At 45.5% G+C, this 23785-nt stretch carries 16 protein-coding genes; 10 read left to right on the forward strand and 6 right to left on the reverse strand.

Features of this window, described 5'->3' with window-relative positions; genetic code table 11:
• Window positions 1-36: 36 nt before the first annotated feature.
• The 6 genes from ABDK00_RS00825 to ABDK00_RS00850 all read left to right on the forward strand — a co-directional run bounded on the left by ABDK00_RS00825 (window position 37) and on the right by ABDK00_RS00850 (window position 7116).
• Complete coding sequence (locus ABDK00_RS00825) at window positions 37-693, forward strand: rhomboid family intramembrane serine protease (RefSeq protein ID WP_346237607.1); 657 nt, start codon at window positions 37-39, stop codon at window positions 691-693.
• Window positions 694-746: 53 nt separating this feature from the next.
• Window positions 747-1679, forward strand: coding sequence for a rhomboid family intramembrane serine protease (locus ABDK00_RS00830; protein ID WP_346237608.1), 933 nt, complete (start codon window positions 747-749; stop codon window positions 1677-1679).
• Window positions 1680-1751: 72 nt separating this feature from the next.
• On the forward strand, window positions 1752-2870 hold the full coding sequence (locus ABDK00_RS00835) for an endonuclease/exonuclease/phosphatase family protein (protein ID WP_346237609.1): 1119 nt from the start codon (window positions 1752-1754) through the stop codon (window positions 2868-2870).
• Between the two features lie 104 nt (window positions 2871-2974).
• On the forward strand, window positions 2975-4165 hold the full coding sequence (locus ABDK00_RS00840; RefSeq protein ID WP_346237610.1) for a hypothetical protein: 1191 nt from the start codon (window positions 2975-2977) through the stop codon (window positions 4163-4165).
• Between the two features lie 98 nt (window positions 4166-4263).
• Window positions 4264-5766: a cysteine--tRNA ligase gene (gene cysS, locus ABDK00_RS00845; protein ID WP_346237611.1), complete on the forward strand. Its 1503-nt coding sequence runs from the start codon at window positions 4264-4266 to the stop codon at window positions 5764-5766.
• Window positions 5767-5826: 60 nt separating this feature from the next.
• Complete coding sequence (locus tag ABDK00_RS00850) at window positions 5827-7116, forward strand: ABC transporter permease (protein WP_346237612.1); 1290 nt, start codon at window positions 5827-5829, stop codon at window positions 7114-7116.
• 55 nt (window positions 7117-7171) lie between these two features.
• Here ABDK00_RS00850 and ABDK00_RS00855 read toward each other — a convergent pair whose 3' ends face one another.
• Entirely contained in the window at window positions 7172-7855 is a 684-nt protein-coding gene (locus ABDK00_RS00855) for a hypothetical protein (protein ID WP_346237613.1), read from the reverse strand.
• A 68-nt stretch (window positions 7856-7923) separates the two neighbouring features.
• Window positions 7924-8277 carry a DUF3127 domain-containing protein gene (locus tag ABDK00_RS00860; RefSeq protein WP_346237614.1) on the reverse strand — a complete coding sequence of 118 codons (354 nt, stop codon included), beginning with the start codon at window positions 8275-8277 and terminating at the stop codon, window positions 7924-7926.
• A gap of 176 nt (window positions 8278-8453) precedes the next feature.
• Here ABDK00_RS00860 and ABDK00_RS00865 point away from each other — a divergent pair, with 176 nt between their 5' ends.
• Window positions 8454-10877, forward strand: coding sequence for a S9 family peptidase (locus ABDK00_RS00865; protein WP_346237615.1), 2424 nt, complete (start codon window positions 8454-8456; stop codon window positions 10875-10877).
• Between the two features lie 96 nt (window positions 10878-10973).
• Here the strand turns inward: ABDK00_RS00865 and ABDK00_RS00870 are convergent, their stop codons facing one another.
• The 3 genes from ABDK00_RS00870 to ABDK00_RS00880 form a co-directional block, all read right to left on the reverse strand.
• Complete coding sequence (locus tag ABDK00_RS00870) at window positions 10974-12608, reverse strand: right-handed parallel beta-helix repeat-containing protein (RefSeq protein ID WP_346237616.1); 1635 nt, start codon at window positions 12606-12608, stop codon at window positions 10974-10976.
• 2 nt (window positions 12609-12610) lie between these two features.
• Entirely contained in the window at window positions 12611-14515 is a 1905-nt protein-coding gene (locus tag ABDK00_RS00875; RefSeq protein ID WP_346237617.1) for a choice-of-anchor Q domain-containing protein, read from the reverse strand.
• Window positions 14516-14880: 365 nt separating this feature from the next.
• A complete protein-coding gene (locus ABDK00_RS00880; protein WP_346237618.1) occupies window positions 14881-16638 on the reverse strand; it encodes a tetratricopeptide repeat protein in 1758 nt (585 codons plus the stop codon).
• Window positions 16639-16901: 263 nt separating this feature from the next.
• Between ABDK00_RS00880 and ABDK00_RS00885 the strand changes: the two genes are divergently transcribed.
• From ABDK00_RS00885 to ABDK00_RS00895, 3 genes are all read left to right on the forward strand, one after another.
• Window positions 16902-17585: a hypothetical protein gene (locus ABDK00_RS00885; protein ID WP_346237619.1), complete on the forward strand. Its 684-nt coding sequence runs from the start codon at window positions 16902-16904 to the stop codon at window positions 17583-17585.
• A 227-nt stretch (window positions 17586-17812) separates the two neighbouring features.
• Window positions 17813-19129, forward strand: coding sequence for a pitrilysin family protein (locus tag ABDK00_RS00890; protein ID WP_346237620.1), 1317 nt, complete (start codon window positions 17813-17815; stop codon window positions 19127-19129).
• Window positions 19130-19212: 83 nt separating this feature from the next.
• A complete protein-coding gene (locus tag ABDK00_RS00895) occupies window positions 19213-21282 on the forward strand; it encodes a pitrilysin family protein (protein ID WP_346237621.1) in 2070 nt (689 codons plus the stop codon).
• A gap of 98 nt (window positions 21283-21380) precedes the next feature.
• Here ABDK00_RS00895 and ABDK00_RS00900 read toward each other — a convergent pair whose 3' ends face one another.
• Window positions 21381-23735, reverse strand: a complete 2355-nt coding sequence (locus ABDK00_RS00900) for a GAF domain-containing protein (protein WP_346237622.1) — start codon at window positions 23733-23735, stop codon at window positions 21381-21383.
• Window positions 23736-23785: the final 50 nt, after the last annotated feature.

Below are 23785 nucleotides of genomic sequence, written 5' to 3' on the forward strand. Positions count from 1 at the left end.
AAGTACTCTTCCCAATCCAATAGTTATCTTTGCCGCATGAGTTTTTTTCAACGACCGACGGAGCAGTTTCCGCCCGCAATAAAAAATCTGATCCTGATTAATGTGCTGGTTTGGGTAGGGCAATTGATTTTCGATAACAGGCTCGGGCCGGTTTTTGCAGATGGCGCTTTTGTGGGTGGGTTTACTGCTAAAATTGCCTTGTGGCCTTTTTCGAGCGAACATTTCAAGCCCTGGCAACTGGTCACCCATATGTTTGCTCATGCCGCCTGGCAACCCTATTTGTTCGTTCACATCCTGTTTAATATGCTCGCCTTGTGGATGTTTGGCCGCGTTTTGGAAAATGTGTGGGGCTCCAAACGGTTTTTAATTTTTTACATGATTTGCGGTCTTGGCGCCGCGGTGGCGCACCTGCTCACCGACTCGGGGATGGCCGTGGGCGCATCCGGGGCGGTTTTCGGCGTTTTGGTGGCTTTTGCGATGACTTTTCCCAACACTGAACTTTATATAATGTTCATTCCTATTCCCATAAAAGCAAAATGGGCGGTAATTGGTTTAATCGCGCTCGATCTTTTCGGCGGCATTTATAAGGCGCCGGGCGACAGCGTGGCGCATTTTGCGCATTTGGGCGGCGCGCTCACGGGTTTTATTCTGCTGAAAATCTGGAACAAAAACAACCGGAGAACGTTATACTAAAAGACCCGGATCTGTAAAAAATCTACCAATCTAAAAAAAATCGGATTCAATTCATGGGAATTTCTGAGCGAAATTATGATTCAAGGCTTTCTTTCGGAAGTAAGATCAATCCACTTGTGGTGCTGATTGCCATCGCGATGATCATATTTGTGGTATTGGCTTTTTTTAAAGCGCTCACCTATGTCAGGTTGCCCAAAGGAGCCGATGTAACCGGCATTTTTAATGAGAATGTATTGAGCTGGTTTGCGCTTTCCGGAGCAACGGCTGAAGCTTTTTCCAAGCCCTGGACGATTTTAACGTACGCGTTTGTGCACCTCAATATATGGCAACTTTTCGCCAGCCTGCTTTGGTTGTGGTGTTTTGGATATATCCTGGTAGATCTCACCGGCTTTAAAAAAATCATTCCGGTTTTTATCTATGGCGCGCTGGCGGGCGGCGTGGCTTTTATGGTGTCGAATGCGCTGATCCTGCCGCAGGCTGTGCAAAGCGCTCATTTTATGGGAAGCGGCGCGGCTATTCTTGCAGTTTGTACGGCGGCCACCACCATTTGCCCCAAGTATAAAATTTTCCCGATGCTCGGGGGCGGCATTTCGCTGTGGATTTTATCCGTGGTGTATCTGGTTATTGATATGGCTACGCTTCCACCCAGCCAGCCGGCGCTTTATATCGCTCATCTTTCCGGCGCGGTCGCAGGTTTTTTATTTATTTTTCTGTTGCGAAAAGGAATGGACGGAAGCGGTTGGATGAACAATTTTTATGATTGGCTTGTGAACTTGTTTAACCCGGAAAAGCCGAGCGAAAAAAGAACGAAGATCCGTTCAACGCTTTTTTATAATGCAACGAAAACACCCTTCTCAAAAACACCCAAACCCACCCAGCAAAAGCTGGATGAAATTCTTGACAAAATACATCAGTCGGGCTACGAACGCTTAACATCCGAAGAGAAAGAATTCTTAAAACGAATGAGCCACGACGACCATGAATAAGGCTTGAAGTTTGCCTCTTTCCTTATGGATTTTTTAGATTAGTTCTCTATCTTTCCCGTAGCCAATTAAATCATGGGAATATTTGCCAGAATAAGTAACCGGGTTTTATTTGTTGTAAACGCTGTCGTAGTGGCTGCGTTCCTGCTGGCCTGTCTCAACCCCTATATCAGCCCCGAAAATTGGCCGTTGTTCGCGCTGATCAGCCTTGCTTTTCCGTTTTTAGCGGTTTTGGTGATTGCCTTTTTAGTGTGGTGGCTTTTCGCGTTTCGCAAATGGGCGTTGTTATCTGCTATCGCACTCATACTGGGCAGCGGCCAGATTTTTAATTTTTTTGCCGTTTCTCTCAACAGTTCGTTCGAAGAGCAGCCGAAAGAAAAGGTTTTACGTGTTGCCACCTGGAATGTGGCCCGTTTCATCGAAATGGTAAAGAATAATAACATGGGTAGCCAAACGCGCTATAAGATGCTAAAGCAAATCGGGCGCGCCAACGCTGATATTCTTTGCTTTCAGGAGTTTTCTTCTTCCATTAGCCCCGACTGGTATAACAATATCGTAGCGGTTGGAAAAGGATTAAAATATCCGTATCATTATTTTTCGCACGACGTAGACGGTGATAAGCTTTTTAACGGAAGTGTTATTTTCAGCCGGTTCCCGATTGTGGATACGGGCATGGTTCGTTTTCCACGGCCCAGCTTGCCCGATGCCCTGGTTTTTGCCGATATCAACGTCGATGGCAAGCTGGTGCGCGTGCATACGGCGCATCTCCAGTCAAATCAGTTCAGGAAAGAAGACAGGTCGAAAATCGAGGAGCTTAAAGATGGAAAAGGCAACTGGATCAATAATGCGGGCCGTATTTTGTCCAAACTTTCCGTGGCGATCAGGTACCGAAGTATCCAGGCAGACGTGGTAAAAACGGTAATCAGCAGCAGCCCCAACCCGGTGATTTTTTGCGGCGACCTGAATGATGTCCCCAATTCTTATACGTATCGAACGATTAAAGGCGATATGAGCGACGCTTTTCTGCGAAAAGGTTTTGGAATCGGGCGCACTTATACTTCGCTCTCGCCCACGCTGCGCATTGATTATATCTTTGCCGATCACCATTTTGAAATACAGCAATGCAAGCGCATCACCACCCGCTATTCCGATCATTACATGGTGGTGGCCGATCTTAAACTAGCTAATCGATAAAACAGCCGATGTTAAAGAAGGTAAACAACGCTTCGTCGAAAAGCCGGCACCCGCGTTTGATTTTTTGATGAATTTGCCGTCCTGTTTGAAAAATACAGGCCGTCATGCGCACAATCTTTCTGTTTATTTTACTTTTTTTAATAGTTCAGCTCCTGCGGGCGCAAACCACTTTTCCGTCGCCCGGCGCGCAAACTATTTGTGGCACAACCGCTACTCCGTTGGCTGCAGTTTCGGCAACCGATGGCGTAACAATCAAGCCATTCCTTCGCTTAGATGCTTCCTGTCTCGATCAGAATTTAGCTTCGTTTTCGCTCAACAGTCCGGCGGCTTTCCGCAGGCCCACCTTTTGTTACAATAATGGATATTTCCCTGCGTCCGCGGATTACCCACTGGCGATTGCGAGAAATTCTACCGCCAACAGCGGCAGCTGCGCCGGAGGAAGGTCGAATGTGGTTGCCGATTTTTCCACGGTGGACAAACGTCCGAGAGGGTTGACTTTTACCGTAAATGACGTTGATAATCCTTACGATTCCATTGAAGTCAGGGTATATAGCCAGGGAGCGCTGGTTAGCTACAATTTCGTTTTCGGGGAGCCTAATCCCGCCAACTCATTTGCCTGGTCTAAAAACACCAGTGGAACGGGTACTGTCGTACAGTTTAACGGCGGCGCCAATGGCATCTGGGGCGAATCTTCGGCTTCTACCGACAATGCAAAGGGCGCCATTCACTTTTCGGTTGATCCTGCTCTATATGTAGACAGCGTGGTGCTCACGCATATTATCAGAAACGGAAGAAACGACATCAATGCTGCGGTATCTATAGGCGACTTTAAATGGATGTCGGTTCAGGCGCTTCCCGTAGTCTTTGGCCCGGTTGAAGCGCAGCTTGCTGGTGGCATATTGGTTGTAAACTGGCAAACCCTCTCAGAAAAAAATGTGGACCATTTCAATATTGAAATTTCTGAAAACGGCACTGATTTCAGCACCATTGGAACGGTAACCTCGAAGTCTGAAGCGGGTAATTCCGACCATATTTTAAATTATAATTTTTCCGCCGGCAGTAAACTGTCAGGCGCTAGCTTTTTGCTGATAATGTTATTGACAGGGGCGTGGGCACTTGCCCGGAAAAAGAAAATCGCTTTTGTCGCTGTTTTGGTCGTGGCTATGGGCCTGTCGTGTAGTAAATCGGGAGGCGACATCGATGCGGATCTTAGCCGGATTTATGTAAGGATAGCTCAGGTGGATGGGGATGGGTCGAAAACGTTTTCGAAAGTTGTGAAAGCCGTTAAGCAGTAAAACATTGAAAATTCGATAACAACAAGAAGCCGGGTGATGCCCGGTTTTTTTATTGCATGCGATATCCGTTATTTTTGTAGATAATTATTTTTTTAGTGATGCGTGAGTTAAAAGTATATAATTCTCTTTCCAGGGAAAAGGAGGTTTTTGAACCCGTTACGCCGGGATATGTGGGTATGTATGTTTGCGGGCCTACTGTTAGTGGCGAAAGTCATTTGGGGCATGCGAGGCCTTATGTAACATTTGATGTATTATACAGGTACTTAACCCATTTGGGCTATAAAGTGCGCTATGTGCGTAACATTACCGATGCGGGCCATTTTGAAGAAGAGGGTCGCCAGGCGGAAGATAAAATTTCGAGCAAGGCAGTATTGGAAAAGCTTGAGCCCATGGAGTTGGTTCAGAAATACACGAATTTGTTCCATTGGGCCATGTTGCAATTCAACAATATTCCACCTTCGATAGAACCAACCGCTACCGGCCATATTGTGGAGCAGATCGAAATGATCAAAAAGCTGATCGCTGACGGATACGCGTATGAAAAAAATGGATCCGTGTATTTTGATGTGAAAAAATATGCCGCCAATTACGATTATGGGAAACTGAGCGGTAGAAAAATTGAAGACTTGCTTGAAAATACAAGAGAACTGGAAGGGCAGGGTGAAAAAAACAATCCGGCTGATTTTGCTTTATGGAAAGCGGCGCCTCCCCAGCATATTATGCGCTGGCAAAGCCCTTGGGGCGAAGGTTTTCCCGGATGGCATATCGAATGCTCGGCTATGGCTACCAAATATTTAGGCAAGCAGTTTGATATTCACGGTGGCGGCATGGATTTAATGTTTCCGCATCACGAGAGTGAAATTGCGCAAAGCACCATCTGCAACCATACGGCGCCCGTAAAATACTGGATGCATAATAATATGATTACCATCAACGGCCGGAAGATGGGCAAAAGCTATAACAATGTGATTAAACTTACCGAGCTCTTTAGCGGCGATCACCCATTGTTAAGCCAGGCTTTCCATCCGATGGTAATCCGGTTCTTTATTCTGCAAAGCCAGTACAGAAGCACGCTCGATTTTAGCAACGAAGCATTGCAGGCTTCAGAGAAAGGGTTGAAAAGACTGTGGGATGCGTACGAAAACCTGATCAAACTGCAGGCGCGCGAAAAGGAGTTGGCGGCAACAGCTACAGATAAGGAATTGGATGAAAAAGTGAGCCAACTTGTTGACGAGTTTGACGAGTTTATGAACGATGATATCAATACCGCAAAAGTGCTCGCTAATATGTTTGAGCTGGCGCCGGTTATTAATGGCATTAAAGATAATACGGTTGATATTTCTGCTTTATCGGCCAATACCTTTAAAAAATTGCAAAGCCAATTCAAGGTTTTCCTGGAAGATATTTTTGGATTGAAGGGCGTTTCGGCCGTTGACAACGAAAAGCTAAAAGACGTAATGCAGGTGCTTATTGACATCCGCAAAGAAGCGCGCAACCGGAAGGATTTTGTGACTTCGGATGCTATTCGCAACCAGTTGGCCCGTATTGGCATTTCGCTGAAGGACGAAAAAGACGGGAGCGTTAATTGGAATCTGGATTAACAACCGGTTCGCGATAAACCATATTCGATAAACTAATACCCATCATCCATTAACCATCAATTGTCAATTATCTACAAACTTTGGGCGACTATAAAAAAGGACTGGCGTATTCTTACGCGCGACAAGGTAGGGCTAACCCTGATGTTTGTTATGCCGATCATTTTGGCGATCGTTATTACCACGGTGCAAAACAGCACTTTCGATTTGGTGAATAATAAACAGATCCCGCTTCTGTTATTAAATAAAGACACAGGGCCGGCCGGCAAGGAGCTGGAATCCGCGCTGCAAAATGGCGGCATGTTTATCTTAAAAAAGGTCTCAAAAAACACCAGCGAAACAAGCCTGAAACAAAGCGTACAGGAAAAAGATGCGCTGCTGGCAGTAGTGATACCCGCAAACTATTCTACCGAGGTAATGCTCAAAGCGGAATCAGTTGCCGGGCGGGCTTTACAGGCAATTGCCATTGATGATACCGCCACCACCGATGCGGCCGTATCGACGCCCGTTGCATTATATTATCATCCTATTCTGCAAAGTTCTTTCCGGCAGGGCATTGACGGCGCTTTAAACAGTGTGCTTCAGATTGTGCAAAGTAAATATATCGTGCGGCAATTGTATGGCGCCATCAACGATTCGTCAAGTATACCTGACAATCTGGAACAAGAAATTCTGACCAACCAAACGCCCATACAGCAGCAGGCGGTGTCGCGCGAGGGGGATTTTGTGATTGTAAATGCGACCCAACATAATATTCCGGCCTGGACGGTTTTCGCGATGTTTTTTATCGTGATTTCCCTGGGCGCCAGCATCGTGCGCGAAAAGAACAGCGGTAGTTTTATGCGTTTGAAGACAATGCCTACTTCGCTTACTTTGGCTTTTATCTCCAAACAAATTACTTATGTGTCGATAACAATTGTGCAAGCGATGGTTATCTTTTCGATCGGGAAATGGATTTTCCCGCATATTGGCCTTCCCGGCCTCGATTTTCCCAGTGATAAACTAAGCCTTTTGTTGGTCGTAATGCTTTGCGGATGGTGTGCCGCCAGTTTTGCTATCATGATTGGCGTTTTTGCAAAAACCCAGGAGCAGAGTAATGGCATCGGCGCGGTGGTGATCGTATTATTTGCAGCGATAGGCGGACTGCTGGTACCGGCTTTTGCGATGCCGGGATCGATGCAGACTATTATGCGCATTTCGCCGTTGCACTGGTGCCTTGAGGCTTTTTATGGCCTTTTCCTCGAAGGCGGGCAGTTCAAAGATATTATTAAAGTACTGCTGCCTACCATCACGATGATTATTTTGTTTCAATTAATAGCCCTTTTCGGTATGAAGCGCAAGCGCATGATTTAAAAGGCTGTTGTTTTCAGGGCAAAAAAAACCCCCGAATTTTTCGGGGGCCGTATCTTTAGATGGTCCATTGGTCATGTACGATACCGACCAGGTAATAAGTGCCATTTACTTCTTTGAATACAAGTCTTACCGACTTCCAATCCATACCTCCATTTTTCTTTGAGCCTGAAAAATAGCTTTCGGTAAAGTCGCCGTTGCCATACGCGCTTTTCAAATTATTGATCGAATTGCCGGTTTTGATAAACTCATTAATATCAAATTTTTCCGGGTTCACAAAGTTGGCGTCATATACAAACTTTTTAAAGTACTCTGACGGCGTCAGTTGAATGGGGTCGCCGCTGCCATCATAGCTCCCCCAGGTTACCACTTTACCTTTGTTGGCTGTTACCAGTTTACGATAAGCTTCTCTCGAGAACTTTTTATCCTCAGGCTGAATAGTAGCATAAGGGGAAAACCGCACGCCTTCTTCCGGATGAATGAATGAATCCAGTTTTGCGTAGTTTTTCTGTTTGAAAATAGTAAGGACCTCTTTGGTGAGTCCCGCCAGCACACTGTCTTTGCTGGCGCTGATGCGAATAGAATCTGCCCGGGTTACAGCGTTTAAAGAATCTGCCAGCTCGCCCAGGCTAACGTTTGTAGAATCTTCTACCGGTTGATTATTGCCATTTTTGTTACATCCGTTTTTACATCCCACAATCAGCACGCCGCTCAATATCAGCAGAATCACATATTTTTTCATACAAATGGTTTTCTTAGAGATAAAGTTAAAAAGCAAAGGCTTATAATAATTATAACAAAGGCTTAAAACTAAAAGGGCAAATCATCTTTCGTGTCGTCGTAAGAGACATCGGGCGGCATTTCGTCTGTATAGCTCGATCCGCCTGCGTTGGAAGCGCCCGCTTTTTCTACTTTCCAGGCTTTTACGTCGGTGTACCAGCGGCCATTAAATTCGCGGCTCTCCACATCGAAGGAAATATTAAGCATATTGCCGGTTTGCAACACCTGCTCATTGATCTTATCTCCCCAGATTGAAATACACACTTTTTTGGGATACTGGCCTCCTGTTTCAACAATAATATCCTGCTTGCGCCACTCATTTCCTGTTTTTCCCGTACCTCTTTGCAATGGAAGTACCTGTACTAATTTTGCTGTTAATTCCATATAAATTTTATTGGCTACAAAGATAAAGGCAATAGCAATAGCCTTCAGATATGATTTCTTTTAGATCAAAATCAGATCCTATCGTACCTCCGCCCCTGCGGCCTTTCGTGCGAAAATGAAAAACTGAATAGGCTGCTTTCATTTGTGGATCGCTATTTTTGTAAAAATCCAAAATCATGCGACTATACACACTCTTTTTCACGCTGCTTTTTTCGGTATCCTTGTCCCTTTTTGCACAGGAAGACCTTGCTTATCAAAAACCTTCGGCTCCCATCTTATCGTTGACCGACTATGAGCGAGCGCCGACGGTGTCCATGGATACAAAGAAAAACTATATGTTATTGTCCTATCGCGATGTTTACAAATCCCTTGATGACCTGAACCAGGAAGAAATGAGGCTGGCCGGCCTGCGGATCAACCCGGTGACCAATATTTCGTCCACGGTTACCTATCTTAAGAATTTAAAGATCAGGAAGATTAAAGACGTAAAAGCCGAACCAACGCAGGTTTCCGGATTGCCCGAAAACCCCCGGATTTCCTACACTTCATGGAGCCCGGATGATTCAAAAATTGCATTTACCAATACTACCGCCAAAGGCGTCGAGCTTTGGGTGATTGACGTGGCGACCGCCGTTGCTTCCCAACTTACGGATGATAATCTGAATGCGAATATGGGCGCGCCTTTTAGCTGGCATAAGGATAATAAAACACTGTTGGTGCGGATGATTCCGGCTAACCGGGCGGCGCTTATCGACTCCAAAAAAGATTTACCCAAAGGTCCCATCGTTTCCGTCGCCGAAGGGCGCGTTTCACAAAACAGAACTTACCAGGATCTTTTAAAAAACAAAACTGACGAACAGAATTTCGAAACACTTGTTACATCGGAATTATATAATGTTGATCTGAATGGCAAAAAGAATTTGTATAAAGAGGCGGCGATTTATACGGATCAATCGATATCGCCGGATGGTCAATATGTGCTGCTGACCACGATTCAAAAACCTTTTTCATATATCGTTCCGCTGTATCGGTTTCCGCAGCAAGAAACGGTTTACGATTTGAGCGGCAAGGAGATAAAAGTCGTAAATAAGACGCCGCTGATCGAGATTATGCCCAAAGGCTTTGGAGCTGTTCCAACTGGTAAAAGAAATGTCAACTGGCGTGCTGACCAACCCGCAACGCTTTATTATGTGCAAGCGCTGGATAAAGGCGATCCATCGGTTAATGCAGCACACCGCGATGAGCTTTTTGTATGGGAAGCGCCATTTACCGCCCCGCCTATTTCTATCGCTAAAACGCAACAACGCTATGGCGGCATCAATTGGGGAAATGCTACAACGGCGGTTATGTATGACAGCTGGTATAATACAAGAAACTTAAAAACTTATTTAATCAACCCGTCTGATCCGCAGCAGGAGCCTAAAGTCATTTTCGATCGCAATTATCAGGATATCTACAGCGATCCGGGAAATTTTGAGACTAAAGAAAATGAATATGGCAGGCAGGTACTGGCCATGGAAAATAATAATCTTTTCCTCATCGGAAACGGCTTCACCAAGGAAGGCCAGTTTCCTTTTATAGATGAATTCAATCTCAAAACACTGAAAACAAAACGCCTGTATCAAAGCGGTTTTAAGGATAAAAAGGAAGACATTTACTCCATCGAAGATTTTAAAAATGGCGTAGCGCTGGTGCAAATTCAGTCCAGCAGCGAATACCCCAACTATTATTTCAGAAATTATAAAAAGCGGATCGCTCCTTTGCAAATTACCTTTAACAAAAATCCTTTTGAAGCCATCAAAGATGTGCAGAAAGAAGTGATCAGATACAAGCGCGCGGACGGTGTGGATCTTTCGGGCACTTTATATTTACCGTTGGGATACGATAAGCATAAAAAGGAAAAATTGCCACTGCTTATCTGGGCTTATCCGCAGGAATTCAAAGATAAAAACAGCGCCGGCCAAAACGATAAAAACCCCAATGAATTTACCTTCCCATACTATGGATCTTTTGTGTATTGGGTAACCAAGGGGTATGTGGTGTTAGATGATGCTTCTTTCCCGATCATTGGCGAAGGAACGAAGGAGCCCAATGATAATTTCATCGAACAATTAGTGGCCAATGGCCGCGCAGCGATCGACGCGGTCGACAAGCTGGGTTATATCGACCGGAAAAAAGTAGCAGTGGGCGGCCACTCTTATGGCGCTTTTATGACGGCAAATCTTTTAACCCATTCCGACGATTTTGCCTGCGGCATCGCCCGCAGCGGAGCGTATAACCGCACACTGACGCCGTTTGGGTTTCAGAGTGAACAGCGCAACTACTGGGATGTGCCGCAGGTGTATAACACCATGTCGCCCTTCATGAATGCGCAAAAAATGAAGAAGCCTATTTTATTGATTCACGGCGAAGCCGATAATAATCCGGGTACGTTTACACTTCAAACCGAAAGGTACTTTCAGGCGATTAAAGGTTTAGGAGGAAAGGCCCGAATGGTAATACTGCCTAAAGAAAGCCACGGCTACGCTGCGAAGGAAAATATTCTGCATGTGCTTTGGGAGCAGGAGCAGTTTTTAGATCAATATTTAAAGGGGCAATAAAAAAAGATTCGCAACAAGTAAAAGCCGTATCCGCATCTTGCAGATACGGCTTTTTTTAACGTGTTATCTGTAGGTTTTACAACGGACTTAGAGCGGTTAGTCGTTGATAGTGGCCTGTACCACTTTGCTATAGGTTGCCTCCCCGTCTTTGTCAACCTGTTGAATTCTTACAAATACCTTCAGGCTTTCTTGCAGATCGGCAGTAGTTTTTCGACAAGCGGGTACTATTGCCAGCAGGCCGGAAAATAGCAACGCCATTATTTTTTTTCTTTTCAAAAAAGATCCGACCAATAAAAAGAAGAGGGGCGCCATCGCCAGCGAAAATATTTGGCTCCATTCCGTAATTGGGCTATGCCATTCATACCGTTCGAGCGCGGCGCTATTGCCTTCCCCTGCTTTTGATTGTAAAGTGGCAACATTGGTAAACTGTTGACCGTCGCCAGAAATTTCGATGTTAAAATGATCATTGTTGGATTCCGATTCGGTAGTCCATTCAACATGCAGGGAATTGTTTTTAACGGACGCATTAAGCGTTCCAAAATGCACGGGTAACGCGCCGTCAAACTCATAGGCGCCTATATCCACCGCAGTGCCCATGATGCGCGGGTTACCGGCGAGGTCTGTTGAAATATTAGCCGGAACAAAATTATTGTCGCCCCCATTGCGGGCCGGGCTGATGGCAGACAACGTGTAGCCTGTAGCAAACAAAGGATCGACGCCGTCGAGGCAATTGGTTTGGGTCATGGTGCTTGATGTGCCAAGCACCGTATTATTGTTATAAATAATGCTGTTATAAACATTCAGGTTGGTCGATCCGGAATTGTTGAGGTAAATGCCCTGCGCGGCACCGCCACTGGTGTTGCCAACAATAGTCGCATTAATCACAGAAAGAAATTGAGCGGCGCCGCCCCCGACGATGCCAATGCCGCCGCCATTGTCGGTAGCGTAGTTGTTTGCCAGGACACAATTGATAAGCTGCACGGCAGCTGGGTATAAAGTGCCCGAATTGGAAGCCATCGCATAGTATCCCCCGCCGTAATATCTTGCTTTGTTGCCGGAGAAATAACAGTTAACATACGTGGCCATTGAATATACATCTGCCGCCCCGCCTCCGTTGGTGCTCCTCGCTTCATTGTTTATAAAAGAGCAGTTTTCAATTCGGGGCCGGCTTCTATTATTGAATATGCCACCGCCGTTATAAGTGGCAGAATTATTACTAAAAACACAGTTGCGAATCGTCGGAGAAACTTCAGAATTATAAATGCCGCCGCCGTTTTCGAGTGGTGGCGCATCACCGTATGGGCGTCCTTCCGTAATAGTAAACCCGTCCAAAACAGCTGTCGAGGTAAGTCCATTATTGTCGTTTCTGATAACGGATTTCTGATTTCCTTTCAAAATAGTTGTATTGCCTGAAAGCGGCGTTCTGTCGGCTATTGTCGGGTTGCCCGAATTGGGGAAGCCACCTAAAATCTTTACACCCTCTTTCATGCTGAAAAAATTATAAATGGGCTGCTGATACTCGCCCGCGGCCACCCAAACCTCGTCTCCGCTTGTGGAGTTATTAATGGCTTGCTGCAAGTCACTGGAAGCATTGCTCCAGCTGCTTCCATCCGCCGCGCCTTCGGCGATGGCTTTTACATAACGGATTGTTTGCGATGTGCCGGGGCGTGCGCCACAGAGCAAAATAACAAGCAGAACAGATAGTCGGAAGATGGTTGTTTTATTTTTCATGGTTATTTTTTTATTACGGAAACTGTTTTGCTGTATTTTTTAGTACCATCCTTGTCTACCTGGGCTATGCGTATAAAGAGCTTTTCAGGTATTGCATCATCATAACGCTCGGATTTCTGGCAACTAAAAAACAAGGCGATGACAACAAACAGGCAGCCCACCGCTATCTTTTTCCTGCGGAGCGAAAAGCAAATCATTCCCAAGCACCCAAAACTGATCAAACCCAGCGTGGCCGTGGCTTCGCTAAGTGAAACCTGGTATTCATAAAGAAGTTCGGAGGAAGAATGCCCATCGACAGCCTTGCTGGCTACTGTCGCTATTTTGGTGAATTTTTTCCCATCCGGCGACAATTCAATTTCAAAATGATCGTTGTTGGTCTCCGACAAGGAGCTCCATTGTATTTGCAGCAGCTGGTCGCTGATGGCGGCGCTGATGGCGCCAAAGTAAACTGGTAGTGCGCCCGAATACTCGAACGCGCCTATGTCTATCCCCGAGTAGACCCGGCGTGCATTACCGTCCAGATCGACTGTGCCCATCGTTGTTTCATCATAATAGCTGGCTTCTGCGTTATTGATTGCCGGGCTGCCCTGCTGCAATGAAAAATCGCCGGTTGCCGGGTTTACAAACAGGGGATCGCTATGCGATACGTTGTTTACAGTGGCGGTTCCCTGGTAGTTAGTATTGATAATGGAATTGTCAATGTTCAACGTCGCGGTGCCGTTGCTTACCGTTAAAACGTTTTGTGCGTTGTCGCCCGTCCAGAGTATAGCGTTGCTTAGATTGTTGGCAAGGGGTGCATTCATGTCCAAAACGGCTCCAGCCGGGTTATAGAAAGTGCTGTTAATCAGGTTGAGCGTTGAGGCATGGTTGTAAATCGGGATGTAATTGTTATTGGCGTAAGCCACCGAATTGGCAATGGTGGCGACAGCGCCCGATCTTAATGCAATAGCAGAGCCTTTGTAAGCGCCCGAAAAAGAAGTGGAAGGGACGATGGTATTATTGATAAACCTGCTCCTGTTCACAAATAGCGTTCCCTGTCCGAAAGCACGGATGCCAGCGCCGATGCCGCCGTTCGCTCCGCCCTGGGAATAATTATCAACGCTGTTTTCGGTAAAATTGCAGCGTTCAATAGCCACTGAATAGGTACCTGGCACGCCGTAACCCGCTGCATCCAGTTGAAAGATCTCTACCGCAGCGCCTGTATATTGAGAATAATTATTTTGGAAAAGGCAATCTTCTATCCGAAAAGTGTTACTCCCCGTAGATATGCCATAATAAGAAACCGCTCCGTTTTGATATGCGCGATTATTGACAAACGAACAATTGCGGATAAGGGGCGTGATGTTAACCGAATTAAAATTACAGGAAACAAATATGGCGCCGCCGGCATACCGCGGGTAGAGGTCATTGTAAACAGAGCCTGAGTTGGCATTACCGTCGGAAAACCTAAAGCCATCAACAATCAGCGTATTATCGATCGGCTGAGCATCGGCAGGCTCTAATTCAATTACCATGATATGATAGCTGTTATCGGTAAACGAACCTGATGTGCCGATATCTCCGCTCAAAATAGTTGGGTTACTTCCCAAAACCCGCTGGCTCAGCGAAGTTTCGTTGCCTGCAAATCCTCCATACAGTTGCAGGTTGTTTCGTTTGATGTTAAAAAAGTCGTCTCTGTTGTTAGTGGTTGAAGGGTAATAGGTACCACCGGCCACCCAAACCTCGGTAATAGCGGGGCTCGCGTTGGCAGCGCTAAGCGCCGTTGCCAGGTTTTGATAGGCATCTGTCCAGCTACTGCCATTGTTTGCACCTATGGCGGATTCATTAACATATATAATTTGCGCGAAAGAAGAGGCGTTAAAAACAAAAAGGATACTTAATGTGAGTACAATCTTAAAACGAGTCATTTGGAAGATGGTTTTAGTTTTGAATGAATGGCTGTAAGAAGAAATTCCGCTCTGAGCCATCCGGTTGTAAAGGTGAACTAACAGAAAGGGCATTCCAAAAAACGAGAAGGACCAAATGCGGACAAGGGGCGGACAAAAGCCGGACAATCCGGTCTGGCCTGTGTTTTCTCATAGTTATCAATAGGCGTTCAGCCGCCACTCAAAATAGAACCAAACCAGGATGAGTAGCAATGCAGCGATCAACAAGATGATATATGGATAGCGGGGCGGTTTCATGAGACGCAAATATGAGAACGGCCGCTTCGCGCACCAAATATCAGGACGGACCGTTTCAGGACAGGCGGCGGACAAAATGCGGACAACAACTATTGGTCGCAGCTTCCAATCGAGAGGATATAGGTTTCGAGGGATGCGTCGCCGTCCAGTTGCAACACGGCCCGCAGGCGTCGTTTGCTCCTCGAAACGCTGTCTTTGCTAATACCGAGGCTGTTGGCAATTTGATAATTGTTCAGCTGCAGAAATATAAGCGCTGAAAGCCGCTCCATGGCGGGTGTCAAGCCTGTTGAGCGTTGGCGCAAGGCGTCGAAGAATTGCGGATAGGCTTTGGAAAATTCCATTTTAAACGTTTCCCAGTCATCTTCCGTAAGCAGCGGCTGGGGCAACAATTCCTCTGGCGTGGCGGAGGACGACTGTTGCAGGCCCGATAACTTTTGTTGCAGCGAATGGATGAGCTTGTTCTGGTCGACTATATTTTTAGTAAAAAGGGCCATTTTCTCTCGGGCAGCTATTACCTTTTGTTCGGCCGCGGCCTGTCTCAGTTGCAGCTCCTGAAGGCGGTTTTTATCGCGAACCTGTTTTTTGCTGTAAAGCAGCAGCGCAATTATAGTCACGAGCACGATGACGGCCAGGATAGTATTGCGCAATGCTTTTTCCCTTTGGGCTGAAGCAGACGCCAGGTTGAAAGAATGCTGCAGGTTGTCGAACGCAATTTGCGCTTTCACTACCGATAGCTCGCTTTTTTTGGAACTGTCGCGGAGCGCCATTTGATAATCGAAGGATAACTGATTATAAAAAATCGCGCTATCGGTTTCATTCCTTATTGCTTTCACCGCCCCCAAAATATCGGCGGCTTTGATGATTTCGGTATGAAATCCATGTCGCTCCGCAATATCAAGCGCTGCGCCTGCCGTTCGATACGCTTCCGGATAATTTTTCTGAGCGAAAAAAAGCGAAGCAAAAGCATTGTTTGCCATCGCAATATTCAATGAGTCGCCGGTGGCATAGCTGCTTTGCAGATAAGTTTGTAACAAAGGCAGCGCCTGGCCGTAAGCGCCGGTAAGCAAATGAATTTTACCGAGATTTCCTAATGCGATGCCGGTCCAAAGTTGCCCGATGAAAGGATCTGCCTCTTCTTTAAGCCGGTTTAGGATTTCTTTATAATACCATCTTGAACTGTCGTACCGGTGCAGTTTTCGGTAGGCGGTTCCCAGCAAATCACATTGGAAAATATAAACGCGCGGGTCGCGATGAATGGTGTCCAAATCCCAAACCTTGAAAAACTCGCGCCCGTAGGCAATCGCCTGTTTAAAATCCTGTTGGCCAAAAAGCGAAGCGCTGACACCAAAAAAACGGTTGGGCATGTAGGGGAAATACTTGAACCCTATCTTCCGCTGAATGTCAAGCGCTTTGAGATTATACAACAAATGAGTTTCAAGCGAGGGCGGCACATCCGCCCTGATGCTGTAAAGTTCGGCATTGAGCTGGGCGTCCTGCAAAGGATAAGCGATCCTGACCGCATCATCGATAGTTTTGTAAAATTGAGCTACATTGCCGAATTCCCTGCCGACTATTATTTCGAACATCATCAGTCTCACCTGCAACCTGCGATCGTTGTTCTTGGCCAGGTAAGCTTTGAGCTGCTCAATATCCGATTTGTATTTTTTTACCTTTTCGGGATTGTTTTTATTGATGCGCAGCGAATCAAAAAAAACCTGCGCTGCATAGCTTTGATCTTTTCCCGGCTTTTCCCAGGCGTTTATATAAGGTTGTATGTCCTTTTTTTGTCCAAAGGAATTAACGCAACCCAACAGCAGGATAAAAAAAAGCGTCCAATTTATCTTCATAGCCAGAGGCCATAAAAATAAATGATTATCAGCATTTCTGATAGCTATGTTCGCGAAAGCGCCGCGCAGGGTTCAAAAGCATAAGCCCGGCTCAGGCAAGCCGGGCCTAAATCTTTACTTTGACCAGATTCCGATTTAGAAAGACTAAAAATTTTAAGTAAAGATATTTGATGGAGCAGGCGAGGGCAATCGCTAATAGTAGTGAGGCACCGGCCTTTGTTTGGCGGCGGCTTGGCAATAATTCCATTACTTTTGCGGCAGATATGGCTACGAAACTTTTTGTTACTTCAGAAGGATTACAACAGGCAGATGAAAAGCAGGCGCATTGGATGTTGAGGGCAACGGCCCACTTCCTGTCCTATCTTTTTCACCCGGTATTCGTGCCGCTGTATGTGATCGCCTTTTTACTTTTTACCGAGCCGTTTCTTTTTGTTGGCGCTTCGCCGCAGGAAAAAGTGCTTACCCTTGGGCGCGCTTTCATTAACTACACCTTTTTCCCGCTGATCAGCGTTTTGTTGCTGAAAGGTTTGGGCCTGATCGGCTCGATAAAATTACAGGACCGGAAAGACCGCATTATTCCGTTTATCATTTGTAATATCTGGTATTTTTGGATCTGGTATGTGTGGCGCGGCCTGCCGGGCGCCCCTCAGTTTTTGATCGTTTTTGCACTAAGTGTGTTTTTGGCTTCTTCTATTGGCTTGCTGGCCAATATTTATCTGAAGATTAGCATGCATGGTATTGCTATGGGAACGGCCACTTCCTTTCTTTGTCTTTTGAGCCTCGACGCTTCAGCGCCAAATCTTACCATTTACCTGGCTGCGGCAATTTTGCTTACAGGGCTTGTTGGCACTTCGAGGCTGTTGCTGGGCGAACATTCACCCGGAGAATATTATTGGGGCCTGGCGGCTAGCGCTCTTGCCGTGTTTATTGCGAGCCTGGTGGCATAACCTGGTTTTGTTTTTACTAATCGGCACGGGCACTAAAAATTCCATGAGCGGTAATTGGTAAATTCATTTTTTTATTTAGTTTCGTACAAACTAACAAGTAACCTATTCTTTGTCTATCATTTTTTAATCATAAATCAGATAAAATAGTTGCCTGATTGTTGTAATGTACCCCATGAGAAACAACCGGAGCTATCTTATCTGTCCTAAAAAGCAATAAAATAATAAGAATGAAAAAAATCAGCATTGGCTTTTTGCTGGTCATGGGAGCGTTGCCTGCCATGGCGCAAAAAGTAAAATTTTCGGAATTCGACCTTAGTAACGGCTTGCACGTAGTGCTGCATGAAGATCACAAAGCGCCTGTAGTTGTTACATCTGTAATGTATCATGTAGGGAGCAAAGACGAAGTGCCGGGCCACACGGGCATGGCGCATTTTTTTGAGCACCTGTTGTTTGAAGGTTCAAAAAATATCGACAGGGGCCAGTTCATGAAAATTGTTTCGCAAAACGGCGGACAGAATAATGCCAATACCAGCCAGGACCGCACTTATTATTTTGAAGTGTTTCCCAGCAACCAGCTCGAAACCGGCCTATGGCTCGAAAGCGAAAGATTAATGCATCCTATCATCAACGAAGTGGGCGTTAAAACCCAGAATGAAGTGGTGAAGGAAGAAAAGCGCCTGCGGATTGATAACAGTCCTTACGGCAATCTGATTTCTTCCGTTTTTTCAAAATTGTTTACCAAGCACCCTTATCGCTGGCCGATTATCGGTAGCATGGAAGATCTGGACAATACCAAACTGCCCGATTTTTTAGCGTTTAATAAAAAATATTATGCGCCGAACAATGCGGTATTAATAGTTGCAGGCGATATCGATCCGGTAAAAACAAAAAAACTCGTGGAAGCTTATTTTGGCCCTATTCCAAAAGGCAGCGCCATTCCACGTGTGGAGGTTGAGGAAGTGCCTATTACCACAACCATCGTTGATACCGCCTACGATGCCAACATTCAGATACCCGCCATCATTGCTGCTTATCGCACGCCGGGCATGAAAGCCAAAGACGCACTCGCGCTTGATATGGCATCACAAATTTTGAGTGGAGGCGCCAGCAGCCGGATGTATAAAAAGATGGTCGATCAAAAAAAGAACGCACTGCAGGTGGCGGCTTTCAATTATACGCTCGAAGACTACGGCGCTTATTTAACTTTTGCGCTGCCCAACGGGAATCAAAACCTGGACAGCCTTTTAGAAGATATGGATGAAGAAATCGCCAGGCTGCAAAATGCCCTGATTTCTGATGAGGAATTTACCAAATTGCAAAACCAGGCTGAGAATGATTTTGTAAGCAGCAACAATGCGATGCAGGGTATTGCCGAGAGCCTCGCCAACGGTTACACTTTTCACGGAAACACGAATTATCTCAATACAGAGCTCGATCGCATCAAATCGATTACCCGGCAGGATATACAGGATGTGGCGAAAAAGTATTTAAATAAAAATCAAAGAGTGGTAATTTATTATCTTCCTAAAAAGGAAGCGAAGTAGAAAACTAATCATCACGGAGGACGAAGATTCCCCGTCTGCAAGCATTATTTAATCAGCTCTGTAAAGCATAAAATAAAATCAGAATGAAAAAAATATTTACAGCATTAACCACAGCATTGCTACTTGCCGCGACGGTTTTTGCGCAACCTATCGATAGAAGTAAAAAGCCTAAAGCCGGCCCGCCGCCTGCAATTAAAATTGCGGATCCCGCCCAGTTCAAATTGTCAAACGGCATGACGATTTTGGTAGTAGAAGATCATAAGCTGCCGCGCGTGACAGCCTCTTTAATCACCGACCGCGGCGATATTGTTGAAGGCGAAAAAGCGGGCGTGATCGGACTGATGGGCAGCATGCTCAATGAAGGGACGGAGCATTTGTCTAAAGAAGCGTTTGACGAGAAAGTGGATATGATGGGAGCAACTGTTTCCCTGAACTCCGGCGGCGGTTATGTAGCCGCGCTGACCCGCTATTTTGAACCCAGCCTGATGTTGATGGCCGACGCCTTGCTGCATCCGGCCTTTGAAAACGAGAATTTTGAAAAGCTGAAATCGCAGGAAATTACCGGCCTGAAGTCTCAGGAAAAGAGCGCCAAAGCCATTTCTGCCCGTGTGGTGAATGCACTTTATTACGGCCCCACCACTGCCCGGGGCGAGTTTCAAACCATCAAAAGCACGGAAGCCTTGACGATCGACGATGTAAAAGCCGCTTATCGCAAATACCTGAGCCCCGCCAGCAGCATCCTCACTTTCGTGGGCGATATTACGGTGGAACAGGCCAAAGCGCTGGCTACAAAAGCATTTGGCAAATGGACCGGAGAAAAATTAACCATCGCCAAAAATGTTCCGGTTGCGAATCCGGGTGTTACCGAAATCGACCTGATTGATGTTCCCAATGCAGTTCAAAGTGAAATTACGGTTGGTAACCTCATCTCAAACCCGTACAGTAATCCGGATTATCATGCGCTGATTTTGGCCAATCATATTTTGGGGGGCGGCGCAGAAAGTAAGCTGTTCATGAACCTCCGCGAAAAACATGGCTTTACCTATGGCAGCTACAGCAATGTGGGTTCCGATCGGTATCAAACTACTTTTAAAGCCGGCGCTTCGGTTCGGAATGAGAAAGTAGACAGCGCCGTAGCTGAAATAATCACAGAGCTGGATAATATGCGGAACGGAAATATCACAGAAGAAGAACTGGCCACATCGAAGGCTGTTTATAACGGTATCTTCGCGATGCGGATGGAAAACCCGCAAACCGCAGCCAGCTACGCCACAACGATTTTAATCAATAACCTGCCTAAGGATTACTATCGCACTTATCTGCAAAAAATAAATGCCGTAACCGTCGCTGATATCAAAAGAGTTGCCCAAAAATATTTCAATACAGCCGACACGCGCATCGTTGTGGTGGGGAAAGCTTCTGTTGTGAAGCCAGGCCTGGAGCGCCTCGGCTACCCTGTGAAGTTGTATGATGCGTTTGCTGAACCGGTAAAAGCAACTGCTCCAACTGCCGATCCTGATATGACCGCACAAAAGGTAATTGACAATTATATCAACGCGATCGGAGGAAAAGAGGCTTTGTCTAAAGTGAAATCAATAAGCGCGGATGTAACTATGAATGTGAGCGGGCAATCTTTAAGTGGTGTTTTCAAAAAAGCGGCGCCCAATAAAGTATTGATGCATATCAGTATGCAAGGCATGACGGTAATGAAAATGGTGTACGACGGCAATAAAGGATATCAGGAGCAAATGGGACAGAAAAAGGAAATGGACGCGGAGACAGTGGCGTCCTATGCCGACAACAAAGGCATTTTCGAACAACAATTCTATAGTGGCGAAGGCTTTAAATTGTCAGCTCCTGTTGTAGAAAAAGTAAATGGAGAAGATGCATACAAAATTGTAGTGACGAAACCCAGCGGTAAAACAAGTACCGAGTATTATAGTGCGAAAACCGGCCTGCTCCTGCGCGAAGAATCAAAAATAAAGGCCGCCGGCCAGGAGATTGAGCAGGCAATGGATTTTGGAAATTATACAACCGTTAATGGCGTGAAATTGCCAGGTTCCATGTCGCAAAGCGTGATGGGGCAGGCTTTTGAGATGACCATGAGCAATTATAAAGTGAATGAAGGCGTAAGCGATGACGACTTTAAATAGCGTCTGCGCAGCAGAATTTTAATCAAACAGAAGAGGATAATAACGATGAAGTTGTTATCCTCTTTTTTTAGTTCAATTCGCAATGATTAAAAACGGTGTTACATTTTTACGCCCACACGCAGGGCTTTCAGGCCAATAACATCTTGCAGTTCTTCTAATTCCAGTTTTTCCAGATCATCGTTCAACAAACCTTCTTCCTGCAAATAGTTGATAAAAGAAAGATACTCTTCGCCCTCTTTTTGATCAAAATAAATCAGCGCTATTTTACCGGGTTGCGTCAAACGTTCTGTGCTGTTTTTGATATGAACTTTGTCAATTCTTTTTTTGATAATATGATAGCGGATATTGTAACCGCCTTCCACATCGAAGCGGTGTTCGTCCGTTCTAAAACTGATATCAATAGGATTGGTATAAACAAAAATCAATTGCGTCGTTTGCAGCGGCGTCTCCATTTGAGGAAGCAGGCTGTTCGATAATTTCGCAATCTCCGCCATGCTACGCAGCTGCCATAGCCTCAGGTTTTTCAAATACATCAGATCGAAAGGCGTACCCGGCGTTATCGACTGGCCGATATAAATATCGTATTCGACACCATCTGTTCTCAGTTTTTCAAAATAACAGGGATAGGCTTTTTGCAACTCTTCATTCATCCCATCCAGGTATTTGTTGATAGAAGTATTGATGAGTTGCATCGAATGCTCTAGCTGCCGGCGATGCCGCCATGCCTCGCCTTTTTCCGGATGAATAGCCGCGAGGTATTGATCAATGAGGCCCGTCATTACCGGGTTTTTCCCTTTAAAATGCAAAAGAAAAGGCAAGATGTCATCGCTCAAAAAATGGTTGAGCCTTATCTCGTCATTGGCGTTTAAATGGCCCTCTAACTGGCTAAGCCATTTGCTACACTTATACACGTATTCGTCTGTTAGCCCCAACGCATTTTGTTCTCTAAGCGAACCTAAAATCTCTTTCAATAATTTTACCTGCCAAATCATATCTTCCCGCAGGGCGTTATTACGGGCCTGCGTGGAATTACGCATATCAATGGCGCCATACAAAGGATAAACTTTCTCAAATTTTATCTGCACCTCTTTATTGGCGTCTAATCCCTGCTCCTGGCGGTGGAGATAGTGCCAGGCAGCTTCATTAAAACGCCACTGAACAGCGGGTTGCAAAGAAGTAAACTTATTTTTAATGACTTTGTCTATCTCATTCTCAAAATCGAGCAAAGTGTTTTGAACCAGCTGCGTCAGAAGAGGTACCGCCGGCTCCAGCCGCGAAATGATTTGCTCATCCAGCAATGTATTTTCTATCGAATATAATTCAAAGGCACCGATCAACTTCTTGTTATAATAAAGCGGCGCCAGCAAATAGCTTTTAATGTCAGAACCGGCAAAGAGCGAGGTGAATTTATGTTCGGATATATTATTTTGTTGAAGATCGCGGTAATATAGAAGGCGCGGGTGCTCAATAAATTCCTCGATAAAGGGTTCGAGAAAATCAGGGGGAAGCTGTTTTTTTCTGCTCAGCGCAAACAGGATGCTGTTGCTGTAAGCTTCCATGTTAGGAATTTTTTTATCGTTGATGCGAATCAGCGGCATCAGGCCAAACCTGATTTGATTGCTGCCCGCCATCGTTTGCAGGTTTTTTTCGATAATCGAAAATTCGAAATGGCAGTCAGCGTTTTCATTGTTGATGACCGCGTCTGCAATGGTTGATAAAGCGTGCTCGCTGGTAATATCAGTAATCGTGATTACCGAAACGCCCGAAAATTTAAATTTCGACAGCGGCAATATTTCCTGCAACACGGAAGTGTCGTTTCGCTCCTCAAACTCAAGTGGGAACAATTCAATCTTCAATTCAGGCAACGGCCCTTCATGCGTAACTTCTATAAAACTGGTATCCACATTGATGCGGAAATGCCGGTTGAGGCCGGTTTCCTCATCCACCAGTGATTTTAAGATCTCTACCTTATGATGTTTTGATGCGTTGTAAAACTTCTGCAGGATAAAACTGTAAATCATGTGATGTTTCTTCCTGATCCTTGCTGCTACATCATCATCGCAACTGCCGGGAAGCATTTCTCCGGCTGCCGCCTGCTCAATCAGGTTAAAAAATTTGGCTGATCCGTAAAAGACAATCGGCGAGAGCGGCGTAGATAAACCCCAGTAAGTGCTGCCTTCTTCGGCCGTAACGGGCGTGAGCGCCATATACATCAGGTCTAATAATGGCTTGTATTGCTCCATATCCTGCGGAGCGATTTCACCTTCCAGTTCAGGAAAAGCTGAAAATTTATCAAGAATAACCTGGTAGATTTCTTTTTTAACGGTATCCCGCGTATTTAAACGCCGCCTTAAAAAATCAAGAAAAGGTTTAAAGGACAGTGAAATGTTTAATTCGGGCTCCTGGTCTTCTAACAGGTGATTACCTGCTAAATCGAAAATTTTGTATTGCATGACACATACGCTTAATGATTATACATGTTGCGGTTTATTACAACAAGTAT

This window comes from Niabella insulisoli (genome assembly GCF_039652435.2).
GTDB lineage: Bacteria > Bacteroidota > Bacteroidia > Chitinophagales > Chitinophagaceae > Niabella > Niabella insulamsoli.